The sequence below is a fragment of the Streptomyces sp. A1136 genome, assembly GCF_004795055.1.
Lineage (GTDB): Bacteria > Actinomycetota > Actinomycetes > Streptomycetales > Streptomycetaceae > Streptomyces.
Window position 1 is genome coordinate 38,816 of record NZ_SSBJ01000019.1, and the last position, 25,495, is coordinate 64,310.

Sequence of the window (25,495 nt, forward strand, 5' to 3'; positions counted from 1 at the left end):
TCCCGGTCAGTGAGTCGAGATGTCCACGAGCACGGCGACCGCGCCCGGGTCGAGGTAGGTCACCGCCGACAGGTCGAGGTGGACGATGGGGCCGGGCATCCGCGCGAGGGCGGCGAGCGCCGCGCGCAGGATGTGGCGGGTGTCGATGTCGCCGCTGCCGCTCAGCCGGATGCCGGAGCGGTCCCGCATCGGGACGGCGGCCAGGGCCACGGGCAGCGGCCCCGTCCCGCCGGAGGCGGGACCGGGCGGTTCGGCGCGGATCGTGTGGGCGCGGGTCAGCAGGTCGGCGGTCGACGCGGGGATCAGCCGGCGGTCGAACAGGCAGAGCCCGGTCAGCGGGAGGTCCGCGTAGACCTCGCGGTCCAGGCGCAGTTCCGATTCCAGGATGCGGTCGACGTCCGCCACGTCGCGCGCGGACCACGACATCTCCGCGAGGACGCGCAGCCCCGTACAACCGTCCGCGAGGGCCTCGGTACAGGCCGCGCGGAACATGGAGACGACCCTGTCGGGGTCGAAGGGGTCGCGACGGAGGTGGGACAGGTCCGTCCCGGTGACGCTGAGCCGGGCGTCGCGTCGGGCCGCGTCGACGTCGACGGCGCCGCGGCGCAGTACGTCGATGACGACGCCCGGCTCGGTGCTGTCGGCGCTGTACCACACGCGCTGTCCGCGCTCCAGGCCGTCGCTCACGAAGCGGACCACGGTGTCCGCCCACGCCAGGTCGTCGTCGTAGACGAAAAAGGAGTGCTCACCACGGGCGGCCGGGGGCCGACGGTGCTGAGACGGCGAGGTCACGTTCTTGCCTCCGGGGGCGGGCGGTTGGCCTGTGGACTGACAAGGCTACCGCCGGTCCACGGCCGGCACCGGCCCGCCCGCCCCCTCGGCGGGAGTGTGCGCTTCAGGAAGCGAGCATCCCGGTGCGCAGACGCGCCAGGGTGCGGGACAGGAGGCGGGACACCTGCATCTGGGAGATGCCCAGCTCGGCGCCGATCTCCGCCTGTGTCTTCTCGTCGCCGAACCGCATCTGCAGGATGCGGCGGTCGCGCTCGTCGAGTTCGGCCAGCAGCGGCGCGAGGGTGTGGAACTCCTCGAAGAGTTCCATCCCGTAGTCGGCTTCGCCGAGGGTGTCGGCCAGCGATCGCGTCCTGCGGCCCGACGCGGAGTCCTCCTCCGAGCCGGAGGAGGCGTCGAGGGAGTCGCTGGTATAGCCGTTGGCGGCGACCAGTCCCTCCACGACCTCGTCCTCGCTGAGTTCGAGGTCCTGGGCGAGTTCCTTGACGGTCGGGGCCCGGCCCAGGAGGTCGGTGAGCGCTTCGCGGCTCTTGGCGAGTTCCGTGCGCAGTTCCTGGAGGCGACGCGGGACGTGGACCGCCCAGGTGGTGTCACGGAAGTAACGCTTGATCTCGCCGGTGATGAAGGGGAGCGCCAGTGTGGCGAACTCCACTTCGCGCTCGGGGTCGAAGCGGTCGATCGCCTTGATCAGGCCGATCGTCCCGACCTGGAGGATGTCGTCCATGTCCACGCCGCCGCCGGCGGAGCGGGCACGGAAGCGCCGGGCGGCGAAGTGCACCAGCGAGATGTTCATCTCGATGAGCGTGTTGCGCGCGTACTGGTACTCGCGGGTGCCCTCCTCCAGGAAGCGCAGCCGCAGCAGGAAGATCCGCGAGAGTTGCCGGGCGTCGGCGGGGGCCACCTCGCGGGCATCGGCGATCCTCGGCAGTCGGCTCTCCGCCTCTTCGGTCGTACGGCCGGTGGCCGGTGCGGCCTTCGTGTCTGTCCTCTGGACAGGTTCAACAACTACGGCGGAGCGGGGCATGGGGGACCTTCCTCCCGACGACGGACGGCTGACGTGGCGCGCTTGCCCCGATAATTCGACTCCACACGGGGTCCATGCGATTTTTTTTCGGAGACGGTGCTCACGGGCCCACGGGGGGCCTCCGCCCGCCCGGGATGTGGTGGACTACGTCCCGGCGTGAGACGGAAAGACCGTGTCCCGTCCGTGACGAGGTCTCGGGAGATGGTGGGGAAGAACATGACGAACGCTACGGTCACGCATGGTCCGGACCCGGACGCGCCGGACGCGCCGGGCGCGGTGGGCGAGCCGGAGCTGCGGCAACTGCTCGCCGGTTTGACGGCGGTGCGTGACGGCGACTTCGGCACCCGGCTGCCCGACGGGGCCGACGGCCTCCTCGGGGAGATCGCGACCGTCTTCAACGGCATGATCGACCAGTTGTCCCTGTTCACGTCGGAAGTCACCCGCGTGGCCCGCGAGGTCGGCACCGAGGGCACCCTCGGCGGTCAGGCCGAGGTCCCGGGCGTGTCCGGGAGCTGGGCGGACCTCACGGACTCCGTGAACGCGATGGCGGGCAACCTCACCACGCAGGTCCGCGACATCGCCCAGGTCGCCACGGCGGTGGCGCGGGGCGACCTGTCGCAGAAGATCGCGGTGGACGCCCGCGGGGAGATCCTGGAGCTGAAGGACACCGTCAACACGATGGTCGACCAGCTCTCCGCCTTCGCCGACGAGGTCACCCGCATGGCGCGGGAAGTGGGCACGGACGGCATCCTGGGCGGTCAGGCCGACGTCAAGGGCGTCTCCGGCACCTGGCGCGACCTCACCGATTCGGTCAACTTCATGGCCGGAAACCTCACCGCCCAGGTGCGCTCCATCGCCCAGGTCGCGACGGCCGTCGCCAAGGGCGACCTCTCGCAGAAGATCCGGGTCGACGCCCGGGGCGAGATCCTGGAGCTTAAGGACACCATCAACACGATGGTCGACCAGCTCTCCGCCTTCGCCGACGAGGTCACCCGCGTGGCCCGCGAGGTCGGCACCGAGGGCAACCTCGGTGGTCAGGCCACGGTGCGCGGCGTCTCCGGCACCTGGAAGGACCTCACCGACAACGTCAACGTCATGGCGTCGAACCTGACGGGGCAGGTGCGCTCCATCGCCCAGGTCGCGACGGCCGTCGCCAAGGGCGACCTCTCGCAGAAGATCACGGTCGAGGCGAAGGGCGAGGTCGCCGCGCTCGCCGGGGTCATCAACACGATGGTCGACACGTTGTCCGCCTTCGCCGACGAGGTCACCCGCGTCGCCCGCGAGGTCGGCACCGAGGGCCGGCTCGGCGGGCAGGCCCGCGTCCCCAACGTGGCGGGCACGTGGAAGGACCTCACCGACAACGTCAACTCCATGGCGAACAACCTCACCGGCCAGGTCCGCAACATCGCCCTGGTCACCACCGCCGTCGCCAACGGCGACCTGTCGAAGAAGATCGACGTCGACGCCCGGGGCGAGATCCTGGAGCTGAAGACCACGATCAACACCATGGTGGACCAGCTGTCCTCCTTCGCGGCCGAGGTGACGCGCGTGGCGCGCGAGGTGGGCAGCGAGGGCCGCCTCGGCGGACAGGCGGAGGTCGAAGGCGTCGAAGGCACCTGGAAGCGGCTCACGGAGAACGTGAACGAGCTGGCCGGGAACCTGACCCGGCAGGTGCGGGCCATCGCCGAGGTCGCGAGCGCGGTGGCGGAGGGCGACCTGACGCGCTCCATCACCGTCGACGCCTCCGGCGAGGTCGCCGAGCTCAAGGACAACATCAACTCGATGGTCGGCTCCCTGCGCGAGACCACCCGCGCCAACCAGGAGCAGGACTGGCTGAAGTCGAACCTCGCGCGCATCTCCGGACTGATGCAGGGCCACCGTGACCTGTCCGCCGTCGCGGAACTCGTCATGGACGAGCTGACGCCGCTCGTGGACGCCAGCTACGGCGCCTTCTACCTCGCCGAGGAGGCCGAGGGCGAGACCTGGCTGACCCTCATCGGCTCCTACGGCCGCCCCGCCGGGAGCCCCGCCTCCGTGCGCCTTCGGCGCGGCGAGACCCTCGTGGGCCAGGCCGCCCGCAGCCGACGGATCATCGTGGCCGACGAGGTCCCGCCCGGCTACGTGGTCTCCTCCGGGCTGGGCCGCTCGGCCCCGGCGGGGCTGATCGTGTTGCCCATCGTCGTGGAGGAGCAGGTGCTCGGCGTCATCGAGCTGGCCACCTTCAAGACCTTCACCCCGGTGCACCGGGACTTCCTGGGCCGGCTGATGGAGACCGTCGGCGTCAATGTCAGCACGATCGTCGCCAACGCCCGCACCGACGAACTCCTGGGCGAGTCGCAGCGGCTGACGGTGGAGTTGCAGGCGCGTTCGGAGCAGCTCCAGGTCCAGCAGGACGAACTGCAGCGCTCCAACGCCGAGCTGGAGGAGAAGGCAGCGCTCCTCGCCACCCAGAACCGGGACATCGAGACGAAGAACCTGGAGATCGAGCAGGCCCGGCAGGAACTGGAGGACCGCGCACAGCAGTTGTCGCTCGCGTCGAAGTACAAGTCCGAGTTCCTGGCGAACATGAGCCACGAACTGCGCACGCCGCTCAACAGCCTCCTCATCCTCGCCCAGCTCCTGGCGCAGAACCCGACCCGCAACCTCACCGCCAAGCAGGTCGAGTACGCCGGGATCATCCACTCGGCGGGCTCCGACCTGCTCCAGCTGATCAACGACATCCTCGACCTGTCCAAGGTCGAGGCGGGGAAGATGGACATCAACCCGGAACGGGTCTCCCTCAAGCAGCTCCTGGGCTATGTGGAAGCCACCTTCCGGCCGCTGACCACGCAAAAGAGCCTCGAATTCGAGATCGTGACCGCGCCGGGCGTGCCGGTCGACCTGCTGACGGACGACTCGCGGCTGCGTCAGATCCTGCGCAACCTGCTGTCCAACGCGGTCAAGTTCACCGAGCACGGCCGGGTGGAGCTGCGGATCGAACCGGCGGTCTCCGACGAACTGCCCGGCCACCTGGACCGAGCCGGATCGGTGGTGGCCTTCCGGGTCGTCGACACGGGCATCGGGATCGCCGAACAGCACCTGGAGTCGATCTTCGCCGCCTTCCAGCAGGCCGACGGCACCACGAGCCGCAGATACGGGGGCACCGGGCTCGGTCTGTCGATCACGAGGGAGATCGCACGGCTCCTCGGCGGTGTGGTCACGGCGCGCAGCGTGCCCGGCGAGGGCTCGGTCTTCACGCTGTACCTGCCCGTCTCCTACGACGACTTCCACGACCTCGTCCTGGAGGGGCAGGCCCTGGAGGCGGCCCCGGAGGGCGACCGCGAGGCGATCGACGGTCCCTCCGGCGCGATGGCGGCGCTCCCCCCCGCCGATGAGGACGCGCGCCATCCCCGGCGGCTCCTGGTGATCGAGGAGCGCAACAACGGCCTGCTCAGTCTCGTCGCGGAGAGCGCGGCCCGTGATCTCGCCGCGGGCCGGGCCGCCACGGGTACCGAGGAACAGGTGGAGGTGGCGACCGCCGTCACCGCCGTCGAGGCGGCCACCGTCCTCGCCCAGGCCTCCTTCCACTGTGTCGTCCTCGACCTGGGCAGCGACGGGGAGGCCCTGCGCTTCCTGGACGCCATGGCGGGCGATTCGGCCCTGGCGTCCCTGCCGGTGCTCGCCCACGACGGCCGCCGGCTGACGACGGCGCAGCGGACGGAACTGGCCCGGCACGCCGCCCACCAGCCGCTCGAAGTCCTCTCCAGCCTGGACGAACTGCGCGAACGGATAGCGCTCCACCTCTCCGCGGAGTGGCCCGGAGCGGTCCCCCCGCTGGTGCGGACCGGCGCGCCCTCGCCGGCCTCCGGCCCGGCGGCGCACGTCGACGACCGCCTGGCGGGCCGGTCGGTCCTGGTGGTCGACGACGACGCCCGCAACCTGTACGCGATCAGCGGCATCCTCGAACTCCACGGCATCGAGGTGCTGCACGCCGAGAACGGCCGCAAGGGCATCGAGGCCCTCGCCGCGAACCCGGGGATCGACCTGATCCTGATGGACGTGATGATGCCGGAGATGGACGGGTACGCGGCGACCGCCGAGATCCGACGGATGCCCGCCTACGCGGGGCTGCCGATCATCGCGGTCACCGCGAAGGCGATGCCCGGCGACCGGGAGAAGAGCTTCGCGTCCGGCGCCAACGACTACGTCACCAAGCCGGTCGACGCGAACGACCTGATGTCCCGGGTCCGTCGCTGGCTGCTTCCGCAGGAGTCCGGCCAAGGAGCCGAGAGTGCCGCCGGTGCCTGACGTACGACTCCCCTCCCCCGCCCAGAAAGCCGGTCCACGGTGAACACGCCCACGTATGCAGGAGACGAGCCCGGTGACGTCCGGCCCGTGCCCGAGCTACGCCCGCGTCAGGGCGGCGACGGCCCCGGGCCCGGCTTCCCGCCGGTCCGTACCGACGCTTCCCCGGCGGTGACCGACGCCGGTCGGCTGGCCGCCACCGTCGAACGGTTGCGCCAGGAGGTGCGGGAGGCCCAGGCCACCGCGGACGGCCGGGCGCTGGTCGAGATGGCCAAGGGCGTGCTCGTCGGCCGTCTCGGGTGCGGTCCGGCCGAGGCGGCGCGGCAACTGGCCAAGCTGGCCGAGCAGTCGGGGACGACCTTGCTCGCGCTGGCGGTCGACGTCGTCAACCAGGCCGCGCGCGACCAGGTGAGCGAGGTCGCGCGCGAGTTCCTGGAGAACGCCGCCCAGCCGACCGCCGGCGCCGGCGCGAGCACGCCGGCCGTGCGGCTCCGCGCCGCCGAGAGCGGGCTGCTGGCCGCCGCCGACTCCCAGGCCGTGGCCGCGGCCCTGCTGGAGAACGCCCTGGCCGCACTCGGGGCGCACGGTGTCGCGATCTGGGTGGCGGGCTCGGATTCCTCCCTGACGCTCGTGGGGCACGCGGGCTTCCCGGAGGAGGAGGCGAGCCGGTGGCGCTACGTCCCGCCGGAGGTCGCGACCTGCGCCCATCTGGCTTTGGACAAGCGCGAGTTGACCGTCGTACCGCGGCTGAGCGACTCCGGTATCCCCTCGATCGGCCGGCGCCAGCACCCGGGAGGCGGCCGCGTCGTCGTGCCCGCCGGCACCGGCGGCCGAATCCACGGCGTGCTGGAGGTGTGCTGGCCGGAACCCCTCGAACCGCAGTCCCCGCAGGTCCTGCGCCAGTTGGAGGCGTTGGCGGAACTGTGCGCGCACACCTTGGGCGACCAGGACGTGACCCCGTCCGCCGAGCCCGAGGTCCCGGAGCACGGCGTCGCCGGAGTGGCCGAGATGGTCAACCTCGCCGACAACCTGTACGACCCGGCCCTGGTGCTGACGCCCTGCCTGGACCTGGGCGGCCGGCTGGTGGACTTCCGCGTCCACCACGCCAACGACCGGTTCATCGACCCCGCCGGGCGGCCGCGCACCTCGGTGTGCGGCTCGTCGTTCCTGGAGGCGTACCCGGCGGCCGCCGAGGACAACGGGCTCTTCGACAAGCTCGAACGGGTCTACGCGACGGGCGAGCCCTGCCGTACCCAGCGGATGGCGCTCACCGCGTTCGTGGACGACGTACCCCTCACGGCGATCGCCGACGCCAGCATCAGCCGCCACGGCGCGGCCCTGCTGCTCATCTGGCGGATAGAGGACGAGACGGCGCGGCTGGCCAGCCTGCTCCAGCACGCCCAGCGCCTCGGCCGCGTCGGCGGCTTCGAGGAGAACATCACGACGGGTGAGATCACCTGGAACGGTCAGCTGTTCACGCTCTACGGGCGGCCCCTGACCTCCTCCCCCGTCCCCCTGGAGGAGTTGCGCGCCCACGCCCACCCGGACGACGTGGCCTCCATCAACCGTTTCCTGCGCACGCTCCTGCACCACCAGCGCGAATCCTCGGTGGACTTCCGGCTCCAGCGCACCGACGGCATCACCCGGCACATCCGTCTCGTCGCGGAACCCGTCCTCGACGACCGGGGCAGCCTCCACGCGGTGCGCGGCGCCTACCAGGACATCTCCTCCCAGCACTGGACCGAGGTGGCCCTCGCCGCCACCCGGGACCAACTCGCCCACACCGAGGCGGAGGCGGCCGAGCGCAGCCGGCTCGCCCTCCAGCTCCAACACGCCATCATGCCCGCCGCGCCCGCGCCGTTGGAGGTTCCCGGCATCCGGATCGCGGTGCGCTACCGGCCCGCCGAGTCGGAGGCGATGGTGGGCGGCGACTGGTACGACTCGGTCGTCCTGCCCAACGACAAGGTGCTGCTGTCCGTGGGGGACGTCGCCGGGCACGGCATCGAGGCGGCCACGGGCATGGTCATCCTGCGCAACGCCCTGCGGGGGCTGGCGGTGACCGGGGCCGGGCCCGCGCAGCTCCTGTCCTGGCTCAACACCGTCGCCCACCACCTGACCAGCAACGTGACCGCCACCGCCGTGTGCGGCGTCTACGACCCGCGGACGCGGGTCCTGCGCTGGGCGCGCGCCGGGCACCTGCCGCCGGTCCTCGTGCGGGGCACGAGCGCGCAGGCCTTCCCGATGGCCCAGGGCCTGCTGCTCGGGGCGCTGCCGGAGGTCGTCTTCGAGGAGGAGGAGGTGCGGTTGGAGCCCGAGGACACGCTGCTGATGTACACCGACGGGCTCGTCGAGCGCCGCGACGTCTCCGTGACGGACTCCCTGTCCCAGCTCCTCTCCCTCGCGGGGAGGGAGGCGGACACCCTGGACAAACGGCTCGACCGGCTGCTGACGCACAGCCGGTCGGACACCGACGACGACACCTGCCTGATCGGCATCCAGGTGCGCTGAGGATCAGTCCCCGTCGCCACGCGACCGGGCCGGCCGGCCGGTGGTCACTCGGGGACGGGCTCGCCGTGGGGGTCGGGCACCTCCGGCGGGTGGAAGCAGGCGCTGATGGCCTTGCCTCCGTGGAAGGCGTGGACGTCCAGCGTGTCGGCGAGGGCGTCGACGATGCCCAGGCCCCGGCCCGAGGTGGCGTTCGCGTCCGCCTCCCGGGGCCGGGGCAGTCGCGGATCTCCGTCGGCCACGCTCACGTGCAGGCACTGACCGTCCCACGTCAGGACGAGGTGCGCGGTCTCGGCGGCGTGCACATGGGCGTTCGCGACCAGTTCGGAGACGCTGAGCAGGATCGAGTGGACGGTGTCCGGGGCGTGGGGGGCCCAGTCCAGCGACGAGAGGTGCTCCGCGGTCCACTGCCTGGCCGCCCGGACGCCGTTCGACACCGGAAAGGAGCGGGCCCATCCCACTGCCCTCATCGCCATCATCCTCACCGGGTCCTCTCGTTCGTCGGGGTGTCGTGTCCTGCCGACGCGGTTACCCCGCGCGGACCGGGGCATCCCCGGCGGCCGGCGCCGGGGATCGGGTGCCCGGGGCAGGTGTAGCGCCGGACAACCGGGGCAGCCGAGGGCCAAGATCGTCCGGCTTCCCGAAAGGACTCCGCCCATGCTGATGGCCCACCCGGCCGTGCTTTCCGGTCTCGTCGAGCGCTACTGGGCGCTGGCGGTCCTGTGCGCCCAGGACGACACCCCCGAGATCCGCGGCCGTATGGACGACGTCGTGCACGCCCTGTGCGTAGCGACGGGGACCTCCGGTGTGGACGCGGCGCTGGCGGCCGCCCGTTACCGGCTCCCGGGCGCCCGCACCCTCGACGACTCGGTCCTGGCCGGTTGACGGCCGGCTCCCCCGTGAACCGGCGCCCTGCCCCTCGGCGAGAGGGGCAGGGCGCCGGTTCGTGGGCCGTGGGGGCGGTGTCACGTGGTGGTGGGGGCGGAGGAGGTGGTGATGCGGGCGCACTCCCGCACCACCGCGCCCAGGTCCCCGGTGGCGCGCAGGAGTTCGCGCTGGACGCGTGCCCCGTTGCCGCGCGCGAAGAGTTCCTCGATGCCGCGCCGGACCGCCGTGGCGTCCCCGTGGTCCTCCAGGGCTTCGCGGACGTGCTCGAACAGCGCGTCCACCACATCGCGGGCCGGCGCCTCCAGCATCGTCGCCGGATGGACCAGGGGCCCGTCGATGCCCGAGCGGGCCGCCCGCCAGGACGCCAGCCGCAGCAGGCCCACGCCGATGCGCGCCGGGGGCTCGCCGGCCTCCCAGGCACGCGCCGCCGTCTCGACGAGTCCCCGGACGAGGCTCGCCAGCAGGACGGTGGTGGAGGGCTCCAGACAGACGTCCGCGACGCGGATCTCCACGGTGGGGTAGTTCGCCGCGAGCCGGGCGTCGAAGTAGATCATGCCCTTGTCGCGCAGCACCCCGGTGGCGACCATGGCGGACACCTGTTCGTGGTACCGGTCGGCGCTGCCGAAGATCTCCGTCGGCCCCGCGGAGGGCCACCGGTTCCACACCCGGCTGCGGTAGCTGCCGTACCCGCTGTCCTGGCCCTGCCAGAAGGAGGAGTTTCCGCTGATGGCGGTGAGGACGGGCAGCCACGGCCTGATGCGGTCGATCACGGCCACCCCCTCCTCGTCGGAGTCGACGCCGACATGCACGTGACAGCCTGATGTCAGCTGTTCCTGCGCCGTGAGGCCGAAACGCTCCGCGACCCACCGGTAGCGTTCCCCGGGGCTGGTCGAGGGCAGTACGGGCAGTGGTGAGGTGGCGAGCGCGGCCACCTCGGCGCCGGCCTTGGCGGCGTGCCGGGCGGCCTCGGAACGCCACCTGACGATCTCCTCGGCCAGCTCTCCCATCTCCGTCACCGGCTTGGTGGAGAACTCCAGCTGCTCGCGCATCAGCTCCGTCTCGAAGGTGCCCTCCTCCTCACCCACACCGTGCCGCTCCGCCTCGGCCAGAACCGCGCCCGACACCGAGAGCGGCTCACCGCTCTCCGATCCGATCAGGAGGAGTTCCTCCTCCACCCCGACGCTGCGCAGACGCACCCGCACCACTTCCGTTCCTCGCTTCGTACCGATGGTGGGCGGCTGCCCCGCGCCGTGGGTCCCATGCGCGGCCCGGGGGTGCGGGCGAGGGGTTACGGCTTGTTGGCGATGGCTCCGAGGTACTGGTTGAGGGACTCCAGGCGGGCGTCGAGGCGCTCGGCGCTCCCGGCCAGGTCCTGCAGTTCCCGCGCCGCGGCGAGTACCGCGAGGACCAGGGCGCGGGCCGCGGGGTCGCCGACGTCGCGCAGCGCGGTCCTGGCTTCCTCAAGGAGGGGGGAGGGGACGGGAACAGTCGATTCCATGTCTGTCTCCTGTGGGTCCTGTGGGTCATGTTCGGTGCTGTGGCTCGGGGGCGGGCGCCCGCCCGCCCCCGAGATCAGCGGCTGCTCCGCCTGAGGTTGTAGACCAGGATGAGCATGGCCACGGCCATCAGCGCCAGGTGCAGCCATACCGGGCCTGCCGGAACGTGCTCACCGGCCGTCGTCGTCCACATCCGCGCCGCCTTCCGCCGGGCTCGGCGTTCTGCCGTCGCCGTGTTCCCGCGTATGCCCGCAAACGAGGGTCCGACGCGGCCGGTCGGCCCGGACCCACACGAGGTTTCGCCCGCCCGCCAGTGGACATCCGCCTGGCATGAACGACACTCCAGCTCCGCGCGACAGCGGCGACCGCGACGGCCGGGCCCGGCCCGTGGACCCCGCCCCCGGCCGCAGTCCCGACGACGGTCACGGCCGCGGTCCCGGTGACGGCCCCGGTCCCGGCCCCGGCCCCGAGGTGGAGCGCAGGGCGCCGGACGAGCCCACGGACCTGCCCGGCAAGTCCTGGGTGGCCGTGCTGAAACGGACCGTCCGGGAGTTCCAGAGGGACGAGCTCACCGACCGGGCCGCGGCCCTGACCTACTACGCCGTCCTGTCGCTGTTCCCGGCGCTGCTGGTGCTGGTGTCGCTGCTGGGCGTGGCCGGGAAGTCGGCCACCCAGTCGGTGCTGGACAACCTCCAGAAGCTGGCCCCCGGCTCCGCGCGGGACATCATCTCCAACGCGGTCCGTCAGCTCCAGGGCGGCGCGGGGCTGGGTTCGGTCATCGCCGTCGTCGGTCTGATCGCGGCGATCTGGTCGGCGTCCGGGTACGTCGCCGGGTTCATCCGCGCGTCGAACGCCGTCTACGACGTGCCCGAGGGGCGGCCCGTGTGGAAGGTGCTGCCCTTGCGCTTCGCCCTGACGGTGGGGCTGCTGGTCATGGCCTGCGCGAGCGGGCTGATCGTGGTGTTCACCGGGAGCCTGGCCCGGCGGGCGGGGGACGCGCTGGGTCTCGGGCAGACCGCCGTCACCGTGTGGTCGATCGCGAAATGGCCCGTGCTGGTCATCCTCGTCACGATCATGATCGCGGTGCTGTACTGGGCCGCGCCCAACGCGAAGGGCCGCGGGTTCCGCTGGGTCACCCCCGGCAGCTTCCTCGCACTGCTGATCTGGATCATCGCGTCCGCGGGCTTCGCGCTGTACGTCGCGAACTTCGGCTCCTACAACAAGACGTACGGCACGCTGGCCGGTGTGATCGTCTTCCTGATCTGGCTGTGGATCACCAACCTGGCCATCCTCCTCGGTCTGGAGTTCGACGCCGAGATGAGCCGGGCGCGGGCGATCGCGGGCGGTCTCCCGCCGGATCAGGAGCCGTACGTCGAACCGCGCGACACCCGCGAGTGGACCGAGGAGGACAAGCGCCGGGCGGAGTGACGCCCCGCTGACAAGGGTCGCGTGGGCTCGCACCGGGACGGTGGCGGCGGGCGGTGGCGCCCCCGTCCCGGCGCCCCTCGACGACGAACCCCCAGTCGACGACGAACCCCTAGTCGGCGTCCGACAGGGACGCCGTGACCGTGAACAGCGCGCCGTCGGGGTCGCGGAGCGCGGCCCAGCGTTCGGACGCGTTCTGCTCGATGTCCGACATGACGCGTCCGCCCAGTGCGGCGGCCGCCTCCATGGCGGGTTCCAGCGCGGGGACCCGGAAGTGCACCCGCCAGCGCGGCCGGACCTGCGGCTGAAGCGCGGCCGTCTCCACCGGGCCGCTGTTGAGCCGGGCCACGGGCTCGCCGAGGTGGCGCAGGACGACCTGATCGTCCTCGTAGGAGATCTCGCAGGGCCCGTCGGTCCACCGGAGCACCTCGCCGTAGAAGAGGGCCGCGTCGAAGGCGTTCAGGGTGAGCAGTTCCAGCCAGGCCGGCGCGTGGCCCGAGCCCACGCGCCAGCCGGAGAAGACGATGCCCTCCCAGATCCCGAACACGGCGCCGTCGCGGTCGGTGCACAGGGCGCCGCGTCCGCCGGTCTCGAAGGAGACGGGCCCGACACCCACCGTCCCGCCGCGCTCGCGGATGCGGGACACCGTCTCGTCGGCGCTCTCGACCGCGAAGTAGGCCGTCCAGGCCGCGGGCACCTCCAGCTCCCCCGCCAGGGCCCCGATCCCCGCGACCGGCGCGCCCTCGACCTCGGCGACGGCCAGGCCCTCCCCGAGGCCGCCCGGCCGGAACGACCAGCCGAGCACCGCCCCGTAGAAGCGTTGGGCCGCCTCCAGATCCCGCGTCGCCAGACTCACCCAGCACGGCGCGCCCAGGGCATCACCCGTCGAATCCCGCACAGCCGCGCTCCGTCCCTCGCCCGATGCCGGGGCGCCGGCGGCGGCCCCCCTCAAGAGGTACCGTCCCGGCCCCGCCGGAGCGGTGAGGACGCGCCGCAGGGCACCCCGGCCGGAACGGGATCAGTTCGCCCGGCCGCGTTCGGGCAGGTCCGCGTCGGCGGGGAGGGCGGCGAAACCGCGGAGGGGGGCGCCCTTGGCGGTGGTGGGCGGTTTGCCGCAGAACGCCGCTTCGAGGGTGCCGCCGAGCGCCGTGTTGGCCTGGCCCCGGTTGGAGGTGTTCGCCATGGCGGCGAGGGTGCGTCCGCCGTCGCGGGTGGCGAAGGCGTAGGTGTAGAAGCCCTGGACCGTTCCCGTGTGGCCGTACACCGAGGTGCCGCAGGAGAGGTCGTAGCGGCGCAGGCCCAGACCGTAGAAGCGGGTGTTCGACGCGTCGGTGGGCGTCATCTTGAGCATGTCGTCCAGCGTGCGGGCGGGCAGCAGTCTGCCGCCCAGCAGGGCGGAGACGAAGGTGTTGAGGTCGGCCGCGTTCGAGATCATCGCACCGGCGGACTGAGCCCAGGAGACGGTCTGTTCGGTGGAGTCGACCAGCGGCGCCGCTTCCTCGTCGGGATGCAGGTAACCGTGCGCGTGCGGGCCCTTGATCTCGGTCCGGGGATGCACGTAGGAGGTGTTCTTGAGCTTCAGCGGCTTGATGATGCGCCGCTCGTACTCCACGGCGACCGGGTGGCCGCCGGCCCTCTCGATGAGCATGCCGACGACGACGAAGTTCGTGTTGGAGTACTGGTACGCCGCGCCCGGTTCGGCGGTGCGCGGCTCGCGCAGGGAGAGGTCCACCAAGTCGCGGTAGCCGAACACCTTGTTGCGGACCGCTTCGAAGCCCGGGACGGTCCGGTCGAACATCGTGTTCGTGTAGTCGGCGAGTCCGCTGCGGTGGGTGAGCAGGTGACGGACCGTGATCCGGTCGTCGGGCAGCAGGCCGGGCAGGTAGTGGTCGACCGGGACGTCCAGACCGATCTTGCCCTCGTTCACCATCTGGAGCAGCACCACGGTGGAGAACGTCTTGGTGACGCTGCCGATCCGGAAGCGGGCGTTGACGTCCATGGGGGCGCCGGTGTCCCGGTCCTGCACCCCGACGGCCTGGGTCCGCACGCCCGAGGGGCCGGTGAGGCGGACCATGGCGCCGGGGGCACCGGCGGCGGTGGTGTTCCGCAAGGCCTGCGACAGGGCTTCCGCGTCGGGCGCCGCCGTGGCGCTCGGGAGCGTCGGCGCGGAAGGGGCGGCGTACGCGGTGGCGGGCGCGAGCCCGGTCATCACCGTGATCAGGGCCGCGCTGACGGCCAGGCGACGGTTTACGGTCAGGGACACGTGGTTCCTCAACTGGGCTCGGAGGGCGAAGCGATGGTCGCAGCCTACGCAGATCGGGCCCCGTTCCCGCATGGTGGCGCCCGGCTGACGGGCCGTCGTTCGGATCGGCCACCGGAGCGGACGAACTCGTTCCCCATCAGGCGTACGTTCCGCCCGCGAGGGAAGGTACGCCCCGTGCCGACGGACGACGAGACCACGGACGGATTCGCGGCCGAGCTACGACGCCTGCGCCGGCGGCGCAATGTGTCGCTCTCGGAGCTGGCCCGCTCGATCCACTACAGCAAGGGTTATCTCAGCAAGATCGAGAACGGGCGGAAGCCACCCACCCCCGACGTCGCCCGCAGATGTGACGAGGCGCTCGGCGCGGGCGGTGAACTGGTGCGCCTCGTTCCCCCGGTGGCGGCCGTCCCCCCGGTACCGGCCGTCCCCCCGGCCCGCACCGGGGACGACGGGGTCGCCCCCGAGGGGTCCGGCGCGCCCTGCCCCTACCGGGGGTTGGCCGCCTACGGGCCCCGGGACGCCGAGTGGTTCTTCGGCCGCGCGAGGGCCACCGCCGAGCTGACCGGGCGGCTCGCCGAGCGGATCGGGCGCGGCGCGGTGGCGGTGGTGGCCCCGTCGGGGGCCGGGAAGTCCTCGCTGCTGCGCGCCGGGCTGCTGCCGGCGCTGCGCCGCGGGGCCCTGCCCGTCGCGGGGTCGCGGGACTGGCCGGTGGTGGTGTGCGCGCCGGGGGCGCACCCCCTCAAGGAGCTGCTGCGCTGCGCGGCGGACGTGCTGGGGGCCCCGGCGGCGGGGATCACCCCCGAAGAACTGGTCGGTCGCCCGGACCGGCTGCCGGAAGCGGCGGCGGACTCCGCCGGCCGGCCCGGACTGGTCCTCGTCGTCGACCAGTTCGAGGAGGTGTTCACGCTCTGCGAGGACGACCGGGAGCGCGGGGCCTTCGTCCGCGTGCTGCACTCGCTGGCGGCCTCCGCCGTCGTCGCCGTCGTCATCGGGATGCGGGCCGACTTCTGCGGGCACTGCCTCGACCACCCGGAGCTGGTGGAGGTCTTCACCAACGGCTTGTTCGCCCTCGGCCCGATGTCCGACGGGCAGTTGCGCCAGGCCATCTGCGAGCCCGCGGGGCGGGCGGGGCTGAACCTGGAGGTCGGCCTGGTCGAGCTGCTGTTGCGCGATCTCGGGGACCGCTCGGCGGCGCACGCGGGCTCTCTTCCGCTCCTGGCCCACGCGCTGCTCGGCACCTGGCAACAGCGCGCCGGGAGAACGCTCACGGTGGCCGGTTACGAGATGACCGGCGGGATTCGCGGAGCGGTCGCGCGCACCGCCGAGTCCGTGTTCGCCCGGCTGGATCCCGCCGAGCGGCGCATCGCGCGCCAACTCCTGATCCGGCTCGTGCACATCGCGGACGGCGCCGGTGCCCAGACCCGCCGGCCCGTCGAGCGGGACCGGCTGCTGCGCCAGGTGGCGGACGCCGGGGCGGGCGGACGGGTACTGGACGCGTTCATCGAGTCCCGGCTCGTGACCGCCGACGGGGCGTCGGTGGAGATCACCCACGAGGCGCTGCTGCACGCGTGGCCGCGGCTGCGCGAGTGGATCGAGTCCGACCGGGCGGCTCTCGTGGTGCGCCAGCAGGTCTCCGACGCGGGCGCCGAGTGGGTGCGGGGAGGTCGTGACCCGAGCCTGCTGTTCCGCGGCACACGGCTCGCCGGGGTCCGGGAGTGGGTCGAGCGCCAGGACCCGGCCCAGTTCGGTCCCGAGGAGAAGGAGTTCATCGCCGCCTGCGAGGTCGAGGAGGAGCGGCGCGGCAGGGCGGTGCGGCGCCAGAGCCGGATCCGCCGGGCCCTGGTGATCACCTTGGCGGGGCTGCTCGTGGTGGCGCTGGTGGCCGGGGCCCTGGCCTTCCAGCAGCGTGCGCGGGCGCTGGACCAACGGCGTACGGCGCAATCGCAGGCCATGGCGGTACGGTCGCGCTCCCTGGCGGCGGGGCAGCCGGAGGCCTCCGCGCTGCTCGCGGCCGCCGCCTACCGCACGGCCCCCACCGCGGAGGCCCGCGGGGCGCTCCTGAGCAGCCAGGCCCAGTACTTCGCGGGACGGTTGCGCGGGCACACGGGGGCGGTCAACTCCGTGGCGTACAGCCCGGACGGGAAAGTGCTGGCCTCGGCGAGTTCGGATGCCTCGGTCCGCCTCTGGGACGCGGACGGGCACCGGCCGGTCGGCACGTTCACCGGGCACACCGGGGCCGTGGCCTCGGTGGCGTTCGCGCCCGACGGCAGCCGGCTGGCGACGGCGGGGGCGGACGGGACGGTGCGCCTGTGGGACGTGGGCGCGCGGCGGCTCACCGCCACCCTGACGGGCCATCGGGGAGCGGTCCGCGCCGTGGCGTTCGGCCCGGACGGCCGCACCCTGGTCTCCGGCGGTCTCGACCACACGGTGCGGCTGTGGGACCTGCCGGACGGCACGCCGCGCGCGGTGCTCACCGGGCACGACGACGCGGTGATGGCGGTGGCGTTCAGCCCGGACGGCTCCCGCGTGGCCTCCGCCGGCGTCGACCGGAGCGTGCGCCTGTGGGACCCGGCGGACCCCGGACGGCCGCTGGTCCTGTCCGGTCACACCGACCAGGTGCTCGGGGTCGCCTTCGCCCCGGACGGCAGGACGCTGGCCTCGGGCGCGGCCGACCGGACCGTGCGGCTGTGGGACCTGCCGGACGGCACGCCGCGCGCGGTGCTCACCGGCCATGGCGACGACGTGAACGCGGTCGCTTTCAGCCGTACGGGCGACACCCTGTTCAGTGCCGGCGGTGACGGTACGGTCAAGTCGTGGGACCCGGACACCCGCAAGCTGATCGGCACCCTGTCGGGGCATACCGACTACGTCCTCGCCGTCGCGGCCGGGCCCGGGGAGCAGCTCGCCACCGGCGGGTTCGACCAGTCCGTGGTGCTGTGGGACACCGGCCGGACCGCCCTGGCCACCCGGCCGTTCAGCGAGGCGTGGCAGTCGGCGTTCTCCCCGGACGGACGTCTGCTTGCGTCGGCGCAGGCGGATCACACCGTACGGGTGTGGGAACCCGGCCGGCGCCGGCTGGTCACCACCCTGACCGGTTCGGGGGGTTCGGTGTTCGCCGTCGCGTTCTCCCCGGACGGGCGTCTGATCGCCGCCGCGGGGGCCGACCGTACGGTCAGGACCTGGCGGGCGGCGGACGGCAGCCCCACGGCGGTGCTCACCGGTCACGGCGGCTCGGTCTTCGCGGTGGCGTTCTCCCCGGACGGCAGCACACTCGCCTCGGCCGGCGCGGACCGCACCGTGGCGCTGTGGGACGTGGGTACCGGTCGACGGGAGGCCACCCTCGACGCCCACCAGGACTTCGTCAACGCCGTGGCGTTCAGCCCCGACGGCCGGACACTGGCCTCGGGAAGCGACGATCTGACCGTACGACTGTGGGATGTGACGGACGCGCGGGCCGGCGGACGGGCGCCGCGTGCCGTACTTCGCGCCCACACCGGCTCGGTCCGTGGGGTGGCCTTCTCCCCTGACGGGCGGACCCTGGCCAGCGGCGGGAACGACGGAACGGTCCGGTTGTGGGACACCGCCGGACCGACCTTGGCCGGTACCCTCTCCGGACACAGCGGCTCGGTGCGGGCGGTGGCGTTCAGCCCCGACGGCAAGGTGCTGGCCAGCAGCGGCAGCGACCAGAGCGTGAAGTTGTGGGACCCGCGGCGCGGCGAGCAGACCGCCACGCTGGGCGGCCACACCGGAGCCGTGTGGGGAGTCACCTTCGACCCGACACGGCCGGGCACCCTGGCGAGCAGCAGCAACGACGGGACCGTGCGGCTGTGGAGCACGGACGTGTCGGAGCGCACCGCCGCGCTGTGCCGTCTCCTGGGGGACACCGGCCCCGCCCGCTGGGCCGAGTTGCTGCCCGACCTGCCCTACCGGGGCGTGTGTCCGGCGGCCGCCGACTGAGCTGCGGAAACGGCCCGTTTCCCGGGGGGTTTCCCGTTTCCCGACGGCACGGGCGACGCGTGGCGTCTCGACAGCGGTGCCCGGCGGGCACCAGTCTCGAACCACCGCAGCCGGTGGCCGTGTTCCGACGGAACGCACGCCGCCGGACGACCTCGCGGGCTCCGGGCCATCGGCCCGGAAGGCGGCGGCGACGGGACCCGAAGTGGGCGCACCACGTCGCGGGCCACGACTGCGTCGGGACCACCATGGGGAACGGGGAACCAGGCATGCGCACCATCCTTGACAGAACGCGGCGGTCCGTCGCGGCGGTCGGCCTGCTGGCGCTCTGCGCCGTGGGGGCGACGGCGCAACTCGCGGACGCCGCCCCGACATCGCGGGTCGAGCGGGCCGGCCCGGCGGTGGGCGCGGCCGCCGCGGAGGGGAGTTGTGACGTCCTCGCGCCGGGCGGGTCCGCCACCGCCCAATCCGCGGTGCGGGCCGCCTGCTCGCAGATCGGCGTCTGGTACACGTGGGGAGGCGGCCACGGGCCGCAGCCGGGCGCCACCTACGGGCAGGTGGACCCGTCCGATCCGGCCAGTCAGCACGACCCGGAGCGACGCGGCTTCGACTGTTCGGGCCTCGTCCGCTACGCCTACGCCCAGGCCACCGGTCAGGACGTCCTGGCCGGAACCGCGAACGCCCAGTACCACTCGTCCCGGGTCACGGCGCGCTTCGGCGCGTCACAGGGCACCGGGCCGCTGCTGCCGGGCGACCTGTTGGCCTGGGGCGGGGACAACGGCATCCATCACATCGCCGTCTACCTGGGCGCCGGGAAGATGGTCGAGGCCCGCCAGTCCGGCACCCACGTGATGGTCAGCGACGTCCGGCTCGGCGGGGACTACAACGGGGCCGTGCGCATCGGCGCCGACCCCGGTCAGGGCGGCACCTTCTCCACCTGGGGCACGGACGTGTGGACCCACTCCGCACCCTCCACGACCAGCTCGCGGGTGCACAAGTTCGACGGCCCGACGCAGGTGCGGATCGGCTGCCAGAAGCACGCCCAGCCCGTGGACGCCGAGGGCTACCACAACGACGCCTGGTCCTACCTGCCGGACTACCAGGCCTGGATCACCAACATCTACATCCGGGGCCCCGCCTGGTTGGACGGCGTCCCCACCTGTCCCTGACCCGCCATCACGCGCCATCCCAACGACACGTCGAGTAGATCCGAGGAGCACACCGTGAACGCACGCAAGAAGCTCGCCCTGCTGACCGGTGCGGCCGCCCTGACGGCCGCCCTGACCGCCACCACCATTCCCGCGGCGAGCGCCGCCCCCGCCAAGCCGGCCGCCGACTGCGGCGTCCACTCCGACGGCCGGCTCTACTGCGGCAACAAGGTCGGGGCCAAGGGGTACGCGGACCGCTCGTACCGCTCCGCGACCCGCGGCACGCTCACCACCGGGTACAACTGGTTCGTGTGCTGGGGCCACGGCGACCCGCACCAGGGGCAGAACGACATCTGGTACTGGACGCAGCTCGACAACGGCGCCTGGGGCAACGTCCCGGCCGTCGACGTCAACACGCCCCAGGACCCGGCCTACGGACTGCGCCAGTGCTGAGCCGCGCCTGATCGAGTCGGCGCGATGGGGCCCACTCCCGGTCGGGAGTGGGCCCCGGTCCCGGCGGTACTACCGGGCCGTTGTGCCTCCTCAGGAGGACCACGAGGCCGAGGCATCCCCTGAACCACACGCACGGTCACCGAAAAGGTGCGGTCCGTAGCGGACCGTGGCAGCGTCGTGGGAGCGGAGGCCAAAGAGGTCCTCCCGACGAGATCAAGGAGCGTGAACCGTCATGGGCGGTATGCGGGACAAGAACCAGCAGCCGGGCAAGGGCCGCGAGGAGCAGGAGCACCAGCGCCGGCAGCGTCCCGGTCAGGACCCCGGGTCGATGCGGCCGGGCGGCCGCCAGCGCAAGCCGGGTGAGGTGTCGCACGACCGCGCGATCGACGACGACATGCGCGGCGAGGACGACATGGAGATGCCCCGCGAGGGCCGCTGACCCCACGGTCACACGCACAGTACTCCGGCCGGTGGCTGACCACCGGCCGGAGTTCGCCGTTCCGGGCCCGGTCCGGCGGCGGGCCACGGCGGCGGGAAGCCGGCCGGCCGGGCCATGCGGGCGGCTCCGCCCGGGTAGGCGCACCCTCGGGGGACCCGCGCGCCCCCGAAGGAGGACGTCATGGCCCGGCTGTCGGTGGAAGGCACGGAAGTCGTCGTCCGACTGTCGTTGCGCGAGCGGCTGGCCCTGCGTCGACGGCAGGACATCCGCGTCCCGGTCGCGGCGGTGCGCGAGGTGACGGTCGAGTCCAGTTGGTGGCGCGCGCTGCGGGGCACGCCGGGCAGGGGCCTTTGGCGCCCCGGGCGCTGCGTGGGGATCAGGCGCTCCCCCGAGGGCGAGGACTTCGTGTCCGTACGGGCCGACGGCTCCGTACTCTGCTTGGACCTCTCCGGTGACGTGGCGTTCCGCCGCCTCGCGGTCACGGTCCCCCACCCGGAGAGGACGGCTCGGACGCTGCGCTCCCGGCCTCCGGGCGACCCGCCCGCGCACGACGCGGTCCGGGAGGCCCAAGGGCCCGCCGGGCAGGCCCCGCACCGGCCTCCGCTCCAGCACGAGGGCGGCACGGCGGACGATCACGGCCGGGCGCCGGGTGCTCCGTCCAGGACGGGGACGGGTTCGCAGCCGAAGGCCGATGACGAGCGCGTACGCCGGGCGAACGAGGGCGGCTGACCCCGGGGGCCCGGCGCCGCGGCCCCGTGCGGGGCGGCGGGCATGAGGGGCCCGGGGGACAGACTGGCCCGGCGCGGCCGTCGATCCCTTCACAGGTTCGTGAGGATCTGCGGCGACAGGGTCTTGATCATCTATTGGCCCAGCGGACCTGCCGGAGCGTCCCGGGATGGCAGGCCGACGCGAGCTCCAGGAGACGGGAGTCCCGGGTCGCCCGGGCCGTCTGCGCCGGCATCTCCCAGTGCAGCGAGTTCTCGGCCGCGGCCAGGTACAGGACCGACGGTGTGCGCCTCCAGGTACGTCCCGGTCGACGCGGTCGGTGCGGATGATTTCGTGCAGCAGGGCGTTGAGCAGGGCGACGTTCGTCCCGGGGCGTGGCGCCAGGTGCACGTCGGCCCTGCGGGCGACGGGGGTGGGGCGGGGGTCCACGCAGATCAGGCGGAGCGGATCGGCTCCGTCGAGGCGGTCCGGTACGCGCATCCACAGGACGGGCCGGGTCTCGGCCATGTTGTGGCCGAAGAGCGCGAGGGTGTCCGCGTGGTCCACGTCCGTGTAGGAGCCGGGCCGGCCGTCACAGCCGAAGGACTCCTTCAGCGCCTCGGCCGCCGTGGCGGTGCACAGGCGGGTGTGCCGTCGAGGTGGTTGGTGCCGATGCCGGCGCGGGCCAGGACCGCGAGGGTAAGTACCCCTCCAGGTACGACTGGCCGCTGGGGTAGAAGCCGATGGAGCCGGGCCCGCGCCGGCCCAGGAGTTCCTCCGAGCGGGCCACGATCCGCCCCATCGCGGTGTCCCGGTCACACGGCAGCAGCCGGCCGCCCTCGCGTACGAGGGGGGTGGTCAGCCGGTCCGCGGAGGCGTTGGCCTGCCGGCCGAACAGGTCATTCGGGCCGAGCCGACCCCGGTTGACCCGATCCGCGGCGCGCCCGCGGACGCCCACGATCCGCCCGTCGCGAACCGCGATGTCCCTGGCGTCCCCGTCGGAGTGCGGGAGCGACGCCGCCCGGACCCAGCGGTCGACGTCGTCCACGTCGGTCCCGGCGGCGAGGTGCGTGTCGGTCCGTACGGGCCAGGCCGCTCCCCGCGCGTGGGGCGTACGGCCGCCCCAGGGGGCCGGCGATCCGGTCCGAGGCTTCCATGGCCCACCTCCGCCGATCTCCGGTGCGTCCACCGGCGCCTACCCGAAGACGGCCCCCAAACCAGGGACCCGACGACGCGCCCCGGACGGGCGGTACCCCTCCCGGCCCGCCCCGGCCGCCGGGCCGGCACGCTCGATGGGGCAGGATGGAACTCCCGTTCCCGAGGCGCCCATCCGCCCGAACGGGAGCCTCCGCACGACGAACTGACAGGTGACAAGGTGACGACACACCCCATACGACGGCCCGCGACGGCCGTCGCCGCTCCCCCGGTCCGGCGCGGAGCGGAGGGACCGCGTTGAACCGGGGTCTCGTCCTGCACGACTGGCTGGTGGCCGGGATCGCGCTGGCCGCCGGAGGCGTGGCCGCTCTGCTGCTGCGCGGGCTGCTGCGCTGGCTGGCCAAGCACGCCCTGCGGACCCGGTGGAGCGGGGACGACATCATCGTCGACGCCCTGCGCACGCTCGCCCCGGGGGCGGCCGTCATCGCCGGCGCCGCGGTGGCCGCCGGGACACTGCCCCTCACGGCCCGGATCGCCGGAATCGTGAACCAGTCCCTGACCGCCCTGCTGATCCTCTTCGCCACGTTCAGCGCGGCCCGCGTCATCGCGGGCCTGGTCCAGTCCGTGGCCCAGTCACGGACCGGAGTGGCCGGCTCGGCGACCATCTTCGTGAACATCACGCGCATCGTGGTGCTCACCATGGGCGCGCTCGTCGCGCTCGAAACCATGGGCGTCTCCATCGCGCCGCTGCTCACCGCGCTCGGGGTGGGCGGTCTGGCGGTGGCCCTCGCCCTGCAGGACACGCTCGCCAACCTCTTCGCGGGCGTCCACATCCTGGCGTCGAAGACGGTGCAGCCCGGTGACTACATCCGCCTCAGCAGTGGCGAGGAGGGGTACGTCGTCGACATCAACTGGCGCAACACCGTGGTGCGCAACCTCTCGAACAACCTGGTCATCATCCCCAACGGGCGGCTCGCCCGGACGAACATGACCAATTACACCCAGCCCGAGCAGCAGTTGTCGCTGCTGGTGCAGGTGGGCGTGGGGTACGAGAGCGACCTGGAGCACGTGGAGCGCGTGACCCTGGAAGTGGTCGACAGGGTGATGGCCGACATCAACGGCGCCGTCCCGGACCACGAGGGCGCGGTCCGTTTCCACACGTTCGCGGATTCCCGGATCAACTTCACGGCGATCCTCGGCGTCGGCGAGTTCAGCGACCAGTACCGGATCAAGCACGAGTTCATCAAGCGCCTGCACCAGCGGTTCCGGGAGGAGGGCATCTCGATCCCCGCCCCAACGCGTACGGTCGCGCTCCGGCGGGAGGACGCGCCTGACTCCCCCGCCCCGGCGGGGTCCCTGTTCCCGCACCAGCGCGAGGGCGGCCGGACGACGGTGCGCTGACGGACGGACGGCCCGGCGGCGAGGTCGCGGCGGCGTGCACCGGCCGGTCGTGAGGCTGTCCGGAGACACTCTGGTCGGTGCCGCCGGCGCTGTGTAATGTCACATCGCATGATCCCTTTACGGCGCGCGGCTTCCGCCGCGTCCCTTCTCTGCGCCCTCCTCCCGATCGCCGTCGCCGCTCCCGCGCAAGCGGTCGGCGCGGCCCCCTGCGGTACCTCCCTCTCCCCCGCCCCCGACCCCGAGCAGGCCCGGCTCGCGGACACCCGCACCACGGTGCTCATCGAGGGCGGCGGCCTCGGGGACTTCGTCCGGCGCTTCCCCGCCGCGCTGTGCGGCGTACGCGGGGCCGCCGAGGCCGACCGGCTGGTCGACGGCTGGGGTGAGGCACTCTGGCAGTCGGCCGTGCGCGGCGCGCAGGGGCAGCGGCCCACCGGGGGGTTGCCGGCCGGGGACGACCGGCCGCTGTACTGGGCCCGGTTGGCGATGACCGAGCAGTTGGCCCGGTGGAACCCGACGTTCACCGTCGACCGCGCCGCGCTGCGCAGCCGGTTCGAGGACGCCTCGCGCGGCCTGACGGACAACGCGTTCCGGGCCGGCCACGGGGTACGGCGCGTGTTCATCAGCGGCTTCGACCCCTTCGGGCTCGACGCAGAGCCGCGCCGGGCGAATCCGTCCGGCTCGGCCGCCCTCCGGCTGAACGGCCGGCGCATCACCCTCTCCGACGGGAGCCCCGCCGAGGTCCGCGCCGTCGTCCTGCCCGTGCGCTACGGCGACTTCGACGCCGGCGTGGTGGAGCGGGCCTTCGCCCCGATGCTGACCCCCGGACCCGCCGCGGCGGACGTCATCACCACCGTCAGCCAGGGCTACCCCGGCATCTTCACCCTGGAGGCGTGGGCCGGCCGGGCCCGGTCGGCGGACCCGTACCCCGACAACACCGGCGCGCTCTCGGGCGGCACCCGGGAACACCCGGTGACCGCCCCCGGTCTCGGCCCGGGCGCCGAGTTCATCGCCACCACGCTGCCCGCCGACGCGGTGACCGCGGCCGTCCAAGCCCCCTACCCCGTCCTCCTCAACACGGAGGTCACCGAGATCCCGGCGGGCGCCGCCGCTCCGGTGGACCGGGCCGACGGCCCCACCCCCGGCTCCCGCGCGGTGGCGGGCGGCGGGGGCGGCTACCTCTCCAACGAGGTGGCCTACCGTTCGAACAGGCTGCGCGGGGAGCTCGCCCCGGCGCGGCCCGGCGGCCATCTGCACACCCCGGTCCTGACCGGACTGCCGGACGATCCGCAGCAGGTGACCGGGCCGGAGTTCGAACGCAACGAGCGGGCGATCACCTCCGAGGTCCGCGCGGTCCTGGAGCGCGCGGCGGTGGCGAAGGCGCCCTGAGGGGCGGCCCGCATGTCGGGGACGGGAGACACGATCCGGCGTGTACACCCGCGCGTCCGCGCCAGAGGAGATCCAGGGACATCATGACGCTCCACCGACCTGGACGGCCCGGTGACCTGCCCCCGCCGGAACTGCTGTGGGCGCGTCGGGCGTTGGTCGCCGTCCTGGAGGCGAACACCG

General features: G+C 73.1%; 18 protein-coding genes and 2 pseudogenes. 11 read left to right on the forward strand and 9 right to left on the reverse strand.

What is annotated here, in order from left to right:
• Nucleotides 1-6 precede the first annotated feature (6 nt).
• Nucleotides 7-792, reverse strand: coding sequence for an MEDS domain-containing protein (locus tag E6R62_RS19700; protein WP_136214798.1), 786 nt, complete (start codon nt 790-792; stop codon nt 7-9).
• Nucleotides 793-895: 103 nt separating this feature from the next.
• Nucleotides 896-1,813, reverse strand: coding sequence for a SigB/SigF/SigG family RNA polymerase sigma factor (locus tag E6R62_RS19705; RefSeq protein ID WP_136214799.1), 918 nt, complete (start codon nt 1,811-1,813; stop codon nt 896-898).
• A 216-nt stretch (nt 1,814-2,029) separates the two neighbouring features.
• Here E6R62_RS19705 and E6R62_RS19710 point away from each other — a divergent pair, with 216 nt between their 5' ends.
• Both E6R62_RS19710 and E6R62_RS19715 read left to right on the forward strand, forming a co-directional pair.
• Nucleotides 2,030-6,100: a HAMP domain-containing protein gene (locus E6R62_RS19710; protein ID WP_136214800.1), complete on the forward strand. Its 4,071-nt coding sequence runs from the start codon at nt 2,030-2,032 to the stop codon at nt 6,098-6,100.
• A gap of 87 nt (nt 6,101-6,187) precedes the next feature.
• Nucleotides 6,188-8,605: a SpoIIE family protein phosphatase gene (locus tag E6R62_RS19715; RefSeq protein WP_136214801.1), complete on the forward strand. Its 2,418-nt coding sequence runs from the start codon at nt 6,188-6,190 to the stop codon at nt 8,603-8,605.
• 44 nt (nt 8,606-8,649) lie between these two features.
• Here the strand turns inward: E6R62_RS19715 and E6R62_RS19720 are convergent, their stop codons facing one another.
• A complete protein-coding gene (locus E6R62_RS19720; protein ID WP_136214802.1) occupies nt 8,650-9,072 on the reverse strand; it encodes an ATP-binding protein in 423 nt (140 codons plus the stop codon).
• Between the two features lie 187 nt (nt 9,073-9,259).
• On the opposite strand from E6R62_RS19720, the gene E6R62_RS19725 reads away from it, so the two are divergent.
• The gene (locus E6R62_RS19725) at nt 9,260-9,487 is read left to right on the forward strand and encodes a DUF5133 domain-containing protein (protein WP_136214803.1); all 228 of its coding nucleotides are present in this window, start codon (nt 9,260-9,262) and stop codon (nt 9,485-9,487) included.
• 80 nt (nt 9,488-9,567) lie between these two features.
• Here the strand turns inward: E6R62_RS19725 and E6R62_RS19730 are convergent, their stop codons facing one another.
• Nucleotides 9,568-10,680 carry a glutamate--cysteine ligase gene (locus E6R62_RS19730; RefSeq protein WP_136214895.1) on the reverse strand — a complete coding sequence of 371 codons (1,113 nt, stop codon included), beginning with the start codon at nt 10,678-10,680 and terminating at the stop codon, nt 9,568-9,570.
• A gap of 98 nt (nt 10,681-10,778) precedes the next feature.
• Nucleotides 10,779-10,988, reverse strand: a complete 210-nt coding sequence (locus E6R62_RS19735; RefSeq protein WP_136214804.1) for a hypothetical protein — start codon at nt 10,986-10,988, stop codon at nt 10,779-10,781.
• A 328-nt stretch (nt 10,989-11,316) separates the two neighbouring features.
• Between E6R62_RS19735 and E6R62_RS19740 the strand changes: the two genes are divergently transcribed.
• Nucleotides 11,317-12,414: a YihY/virulence factor BrkB family protein gene (locus E6R62_RS19740; RefSeq protein ID WP_136214805.1), complete on the forward strand. Its 1,098-nt coding sequence runs from the start codon at nt 11,317-11,319 to the stop codon at nt 12,412-12,414.
• Between the two features lie 109 nt (nt 12,415-12,523).
• On the opposite strand, the gene E6R62_RS19745 is transcribed toward E6R62_RS19740, so the two are convergent.
• Both E6R62_RS19745 and E6R62_RS19750 read right to left on the reverse strand, forming a co-directional pair.
• Nucleotides 12,524-13,309, reverse strand: coding sequence for a VOC family protein (locus tag E6R62_RS19745; protein ID WP_136214806.1), 786 nt, complete (start codon nt 13,307-13,309; stop codon nt 12,524-12,526).
• A 120-nt stretch (nt 13,310-13,429) separates the two neighbouring features.
• Nucleotides 13,430-14,674 (reverse strand): beta-lactamase family protein, encoded by a 1,245-nt coding sequence (locus E6R62_RS19750; protein WP_240801774.1) that lies wholly within the window; start codon nt 14,672-14,674, stop codon nt 13,430-13,432.
• Between the two features lie 174 nt (nt 14,675-14,848).
• On the opposite strand from E6R62_RS19750, the gene E6R62_RS19755 reads away from it, so the two are divergent.
• The 5 genes from E6R62_RS19755 to E6R62_RS19775 all read left to right on the forward strand — a co-directional run bounded on the left by E6R62_RS19755 (nt 14,849) and on the right by E6R62_RS19775 (nt 21,397).
• Nucleotides 14,849-18,631, forward strand: a complete 3,783-nt coding sequence (locus E6R62_RS19755; RefSeq protein WP_240801775.1) for a helix-turn-helix domain-containing protein — start codon at nt 14,849-14,851, stop codon at nt 18,629-18,631.
• A 266-nt stretch (nt 18,632-18,897) separates the two neighbouring features.
• Nucleotides 18,898-19,797, forward strand: coding sequence for a C40 family peptidase (locus tag E6R62_RS19760; protein ID WP_136214808.1), 900 nt, complete (start codon nt 18,898-18,900; stop codon nt 19,795-19,797).
• 54 nt (nt 19,798-19,851) lie between these two features.
• Nucleotides 19,852-20,229 carry a hypothetical protein gene (locus tag E6R62_RS19765; protein WP_136214809.1) on the forward strand — a complete coding sequence of 126 codons (378 nt, stop codon included), beginning with the start codon at nt 19,852-19,854 and terminating at the stop codon, nt 20,227-20,229.
• Nucleotides 20,230-20,461: 232 nt separating this feature from the next.
• The gene (locus E6R62_RS19770) at nt 20,462-20,668 is read left to right on the forward strand and encodes a hypothetical protein (RefSeq protein WP_136214810.1); all 207 of its coding nucleotides are present in this window, start codon (nt 20,462-20,464) and stop codon (nt 20,666-20,668) included.
• A gap of 180 nt (nt 20,669-20,848) precedes the next feature.
• Nucleotides 20,849-21,397 (forward strand): hypothetical protein, encoded by a 549-nt coding sequence (locus tag E6R62_RS19775; RefSeq protein WP_136214811.1) that lies wholly within the window; start codon nt 20,849-20,851, stop codon nt 21,395-21,397.
• Nucleotides 21,398-21,486: 89 nt separating this feature from the next.
• Here the strand turns inward: E6R62_RS19775 and E6R62_RS40950 are convergent.
• Both E6R62_RS40950 and E6R62_RS19785 read right to left on the reverse strand, forming a co-directional pair.
• Nucleotides 21,487-21,668, reverse strand: a pseudogene (locus tag E6R62_RS40950) (hypothetical protein); the annotation flags it as partial.
• Between the two features lies 1 nt (nt 21,669).
• Nucleotides 21,670-22,530 (reverse strand): annotated as a pseudogene (locus E6R62_RS19785) (molybdopterin-dependent oxidoreductase); the annotation flags it as partial.
• 295 nt (nt 22,531-22,825) lie between these two features.
• Between E6R62_RS19785 and E6R62_RS19790 the strand changes: the two are divergent.
• Nucleotides 22,826-23,929, forward strand: a complete 1,104-nt coding sequence (locus tag E6R62_RS19790) for a mechanosensitive ion channel family protein (protein ID WP_136214812.1) — start codon at nt 22,826-22,828, stop codon at nt 23,927-23,929.
• 108 nt (nt 23,930-24,037) lie between these two features.
• On the forward strand, nt 24,038-25,315 hold the full coding sequence (locus E6R62_RS19795; RefSeq protein WP_136214813.1) for a pyroglutamyl peptidase: 1,278 nt from the start codon (nt 24,038-24,040) through the stop codon (nt 25,313-25,315).
• The last annotated feature ends 180 nt before the right edge of the window (nt 25,316-25,495 follow it).

What these genes read in the sequence shown, in the direction of transcription:
- E6R62_RS19705 (WP_136214799.1), bottom strand. Translation starts at nt 1,813, where the DNA reads ATGCCCCGCTCCGCCGTAGTTGTTGAACCTGTCCAGAGGACAGACACG.
- E6R62_RS19710 (WP_136214800.1), top strand. Translation starts at nt 2,030, where the DNA reads ATGACGAACGCTACGGTCACGCATGGTCCGGACCCGGACGCGCCGGAC.
- E6R62_RS19720 (WP_136214802.1), bottom strand. Translation starts at nt 9,072, where the DNA reads ATGAGGGCAGTGGGATGGGCCCGCTCCTTTCCGGTGTCGAACGGCGTC.
- E6R62_RS19725 (WP_136214803.1), top strand. Translation starts at nt 9,260, where the DNA reads ATGCTGATGGCCCACCCGGCCGTGCTTTCCGGTCTCGTCGAGCGCTAC.
- E6R62_RS19735 (WP_136214804.1), bottom strand. Translation starts at nt 10,988, where the DNA reads ATGGAATCGACTGTTCCCGTCCCCTCCCCCCTCCTTGAGGAAGCCAGG.
- E6R62_RS19740 (WP_136214805.1), top strand. Translation starts at nt 11,317, where the DNA reads ATGAACGACACTCCAGCTCCGCGCGACAGCGGCGACCGCGACGGCCGG.
- E6R62_RS19760 (WP_136214808.1), top strand. Translation starts at nt 18,898, where the DNA reads ATGCGCACCATCCTTGACAGAACGCGGCGGTCCGTCGCGGCGGTCGGC.
- E6R62_RS19770 (WP_136214810.1), top strand. Translation starts at nt 20,462, where the DNA reads ATGGGCGGTATGCGGGACAAGAACCAGCAGCCGGGCAAGGGCCGCGAG.
- E6R62_RS19775 (WP_136214811.1), top strand. Translation starts at nt 20,849, where the DNA reads ATGGCCCGGCTGTCGGTGGAAGGCACGGAAGTCGTCGTCCGACTGTCG.
- E6R62_RS19795 (WP_136214813.1), top strand. Translation starts at nt 24,038, where the DNA reads ATGATCCCTTTACGGCGCGCGGCTTCCGCCGCGTCCCTTCTCTGCGCC.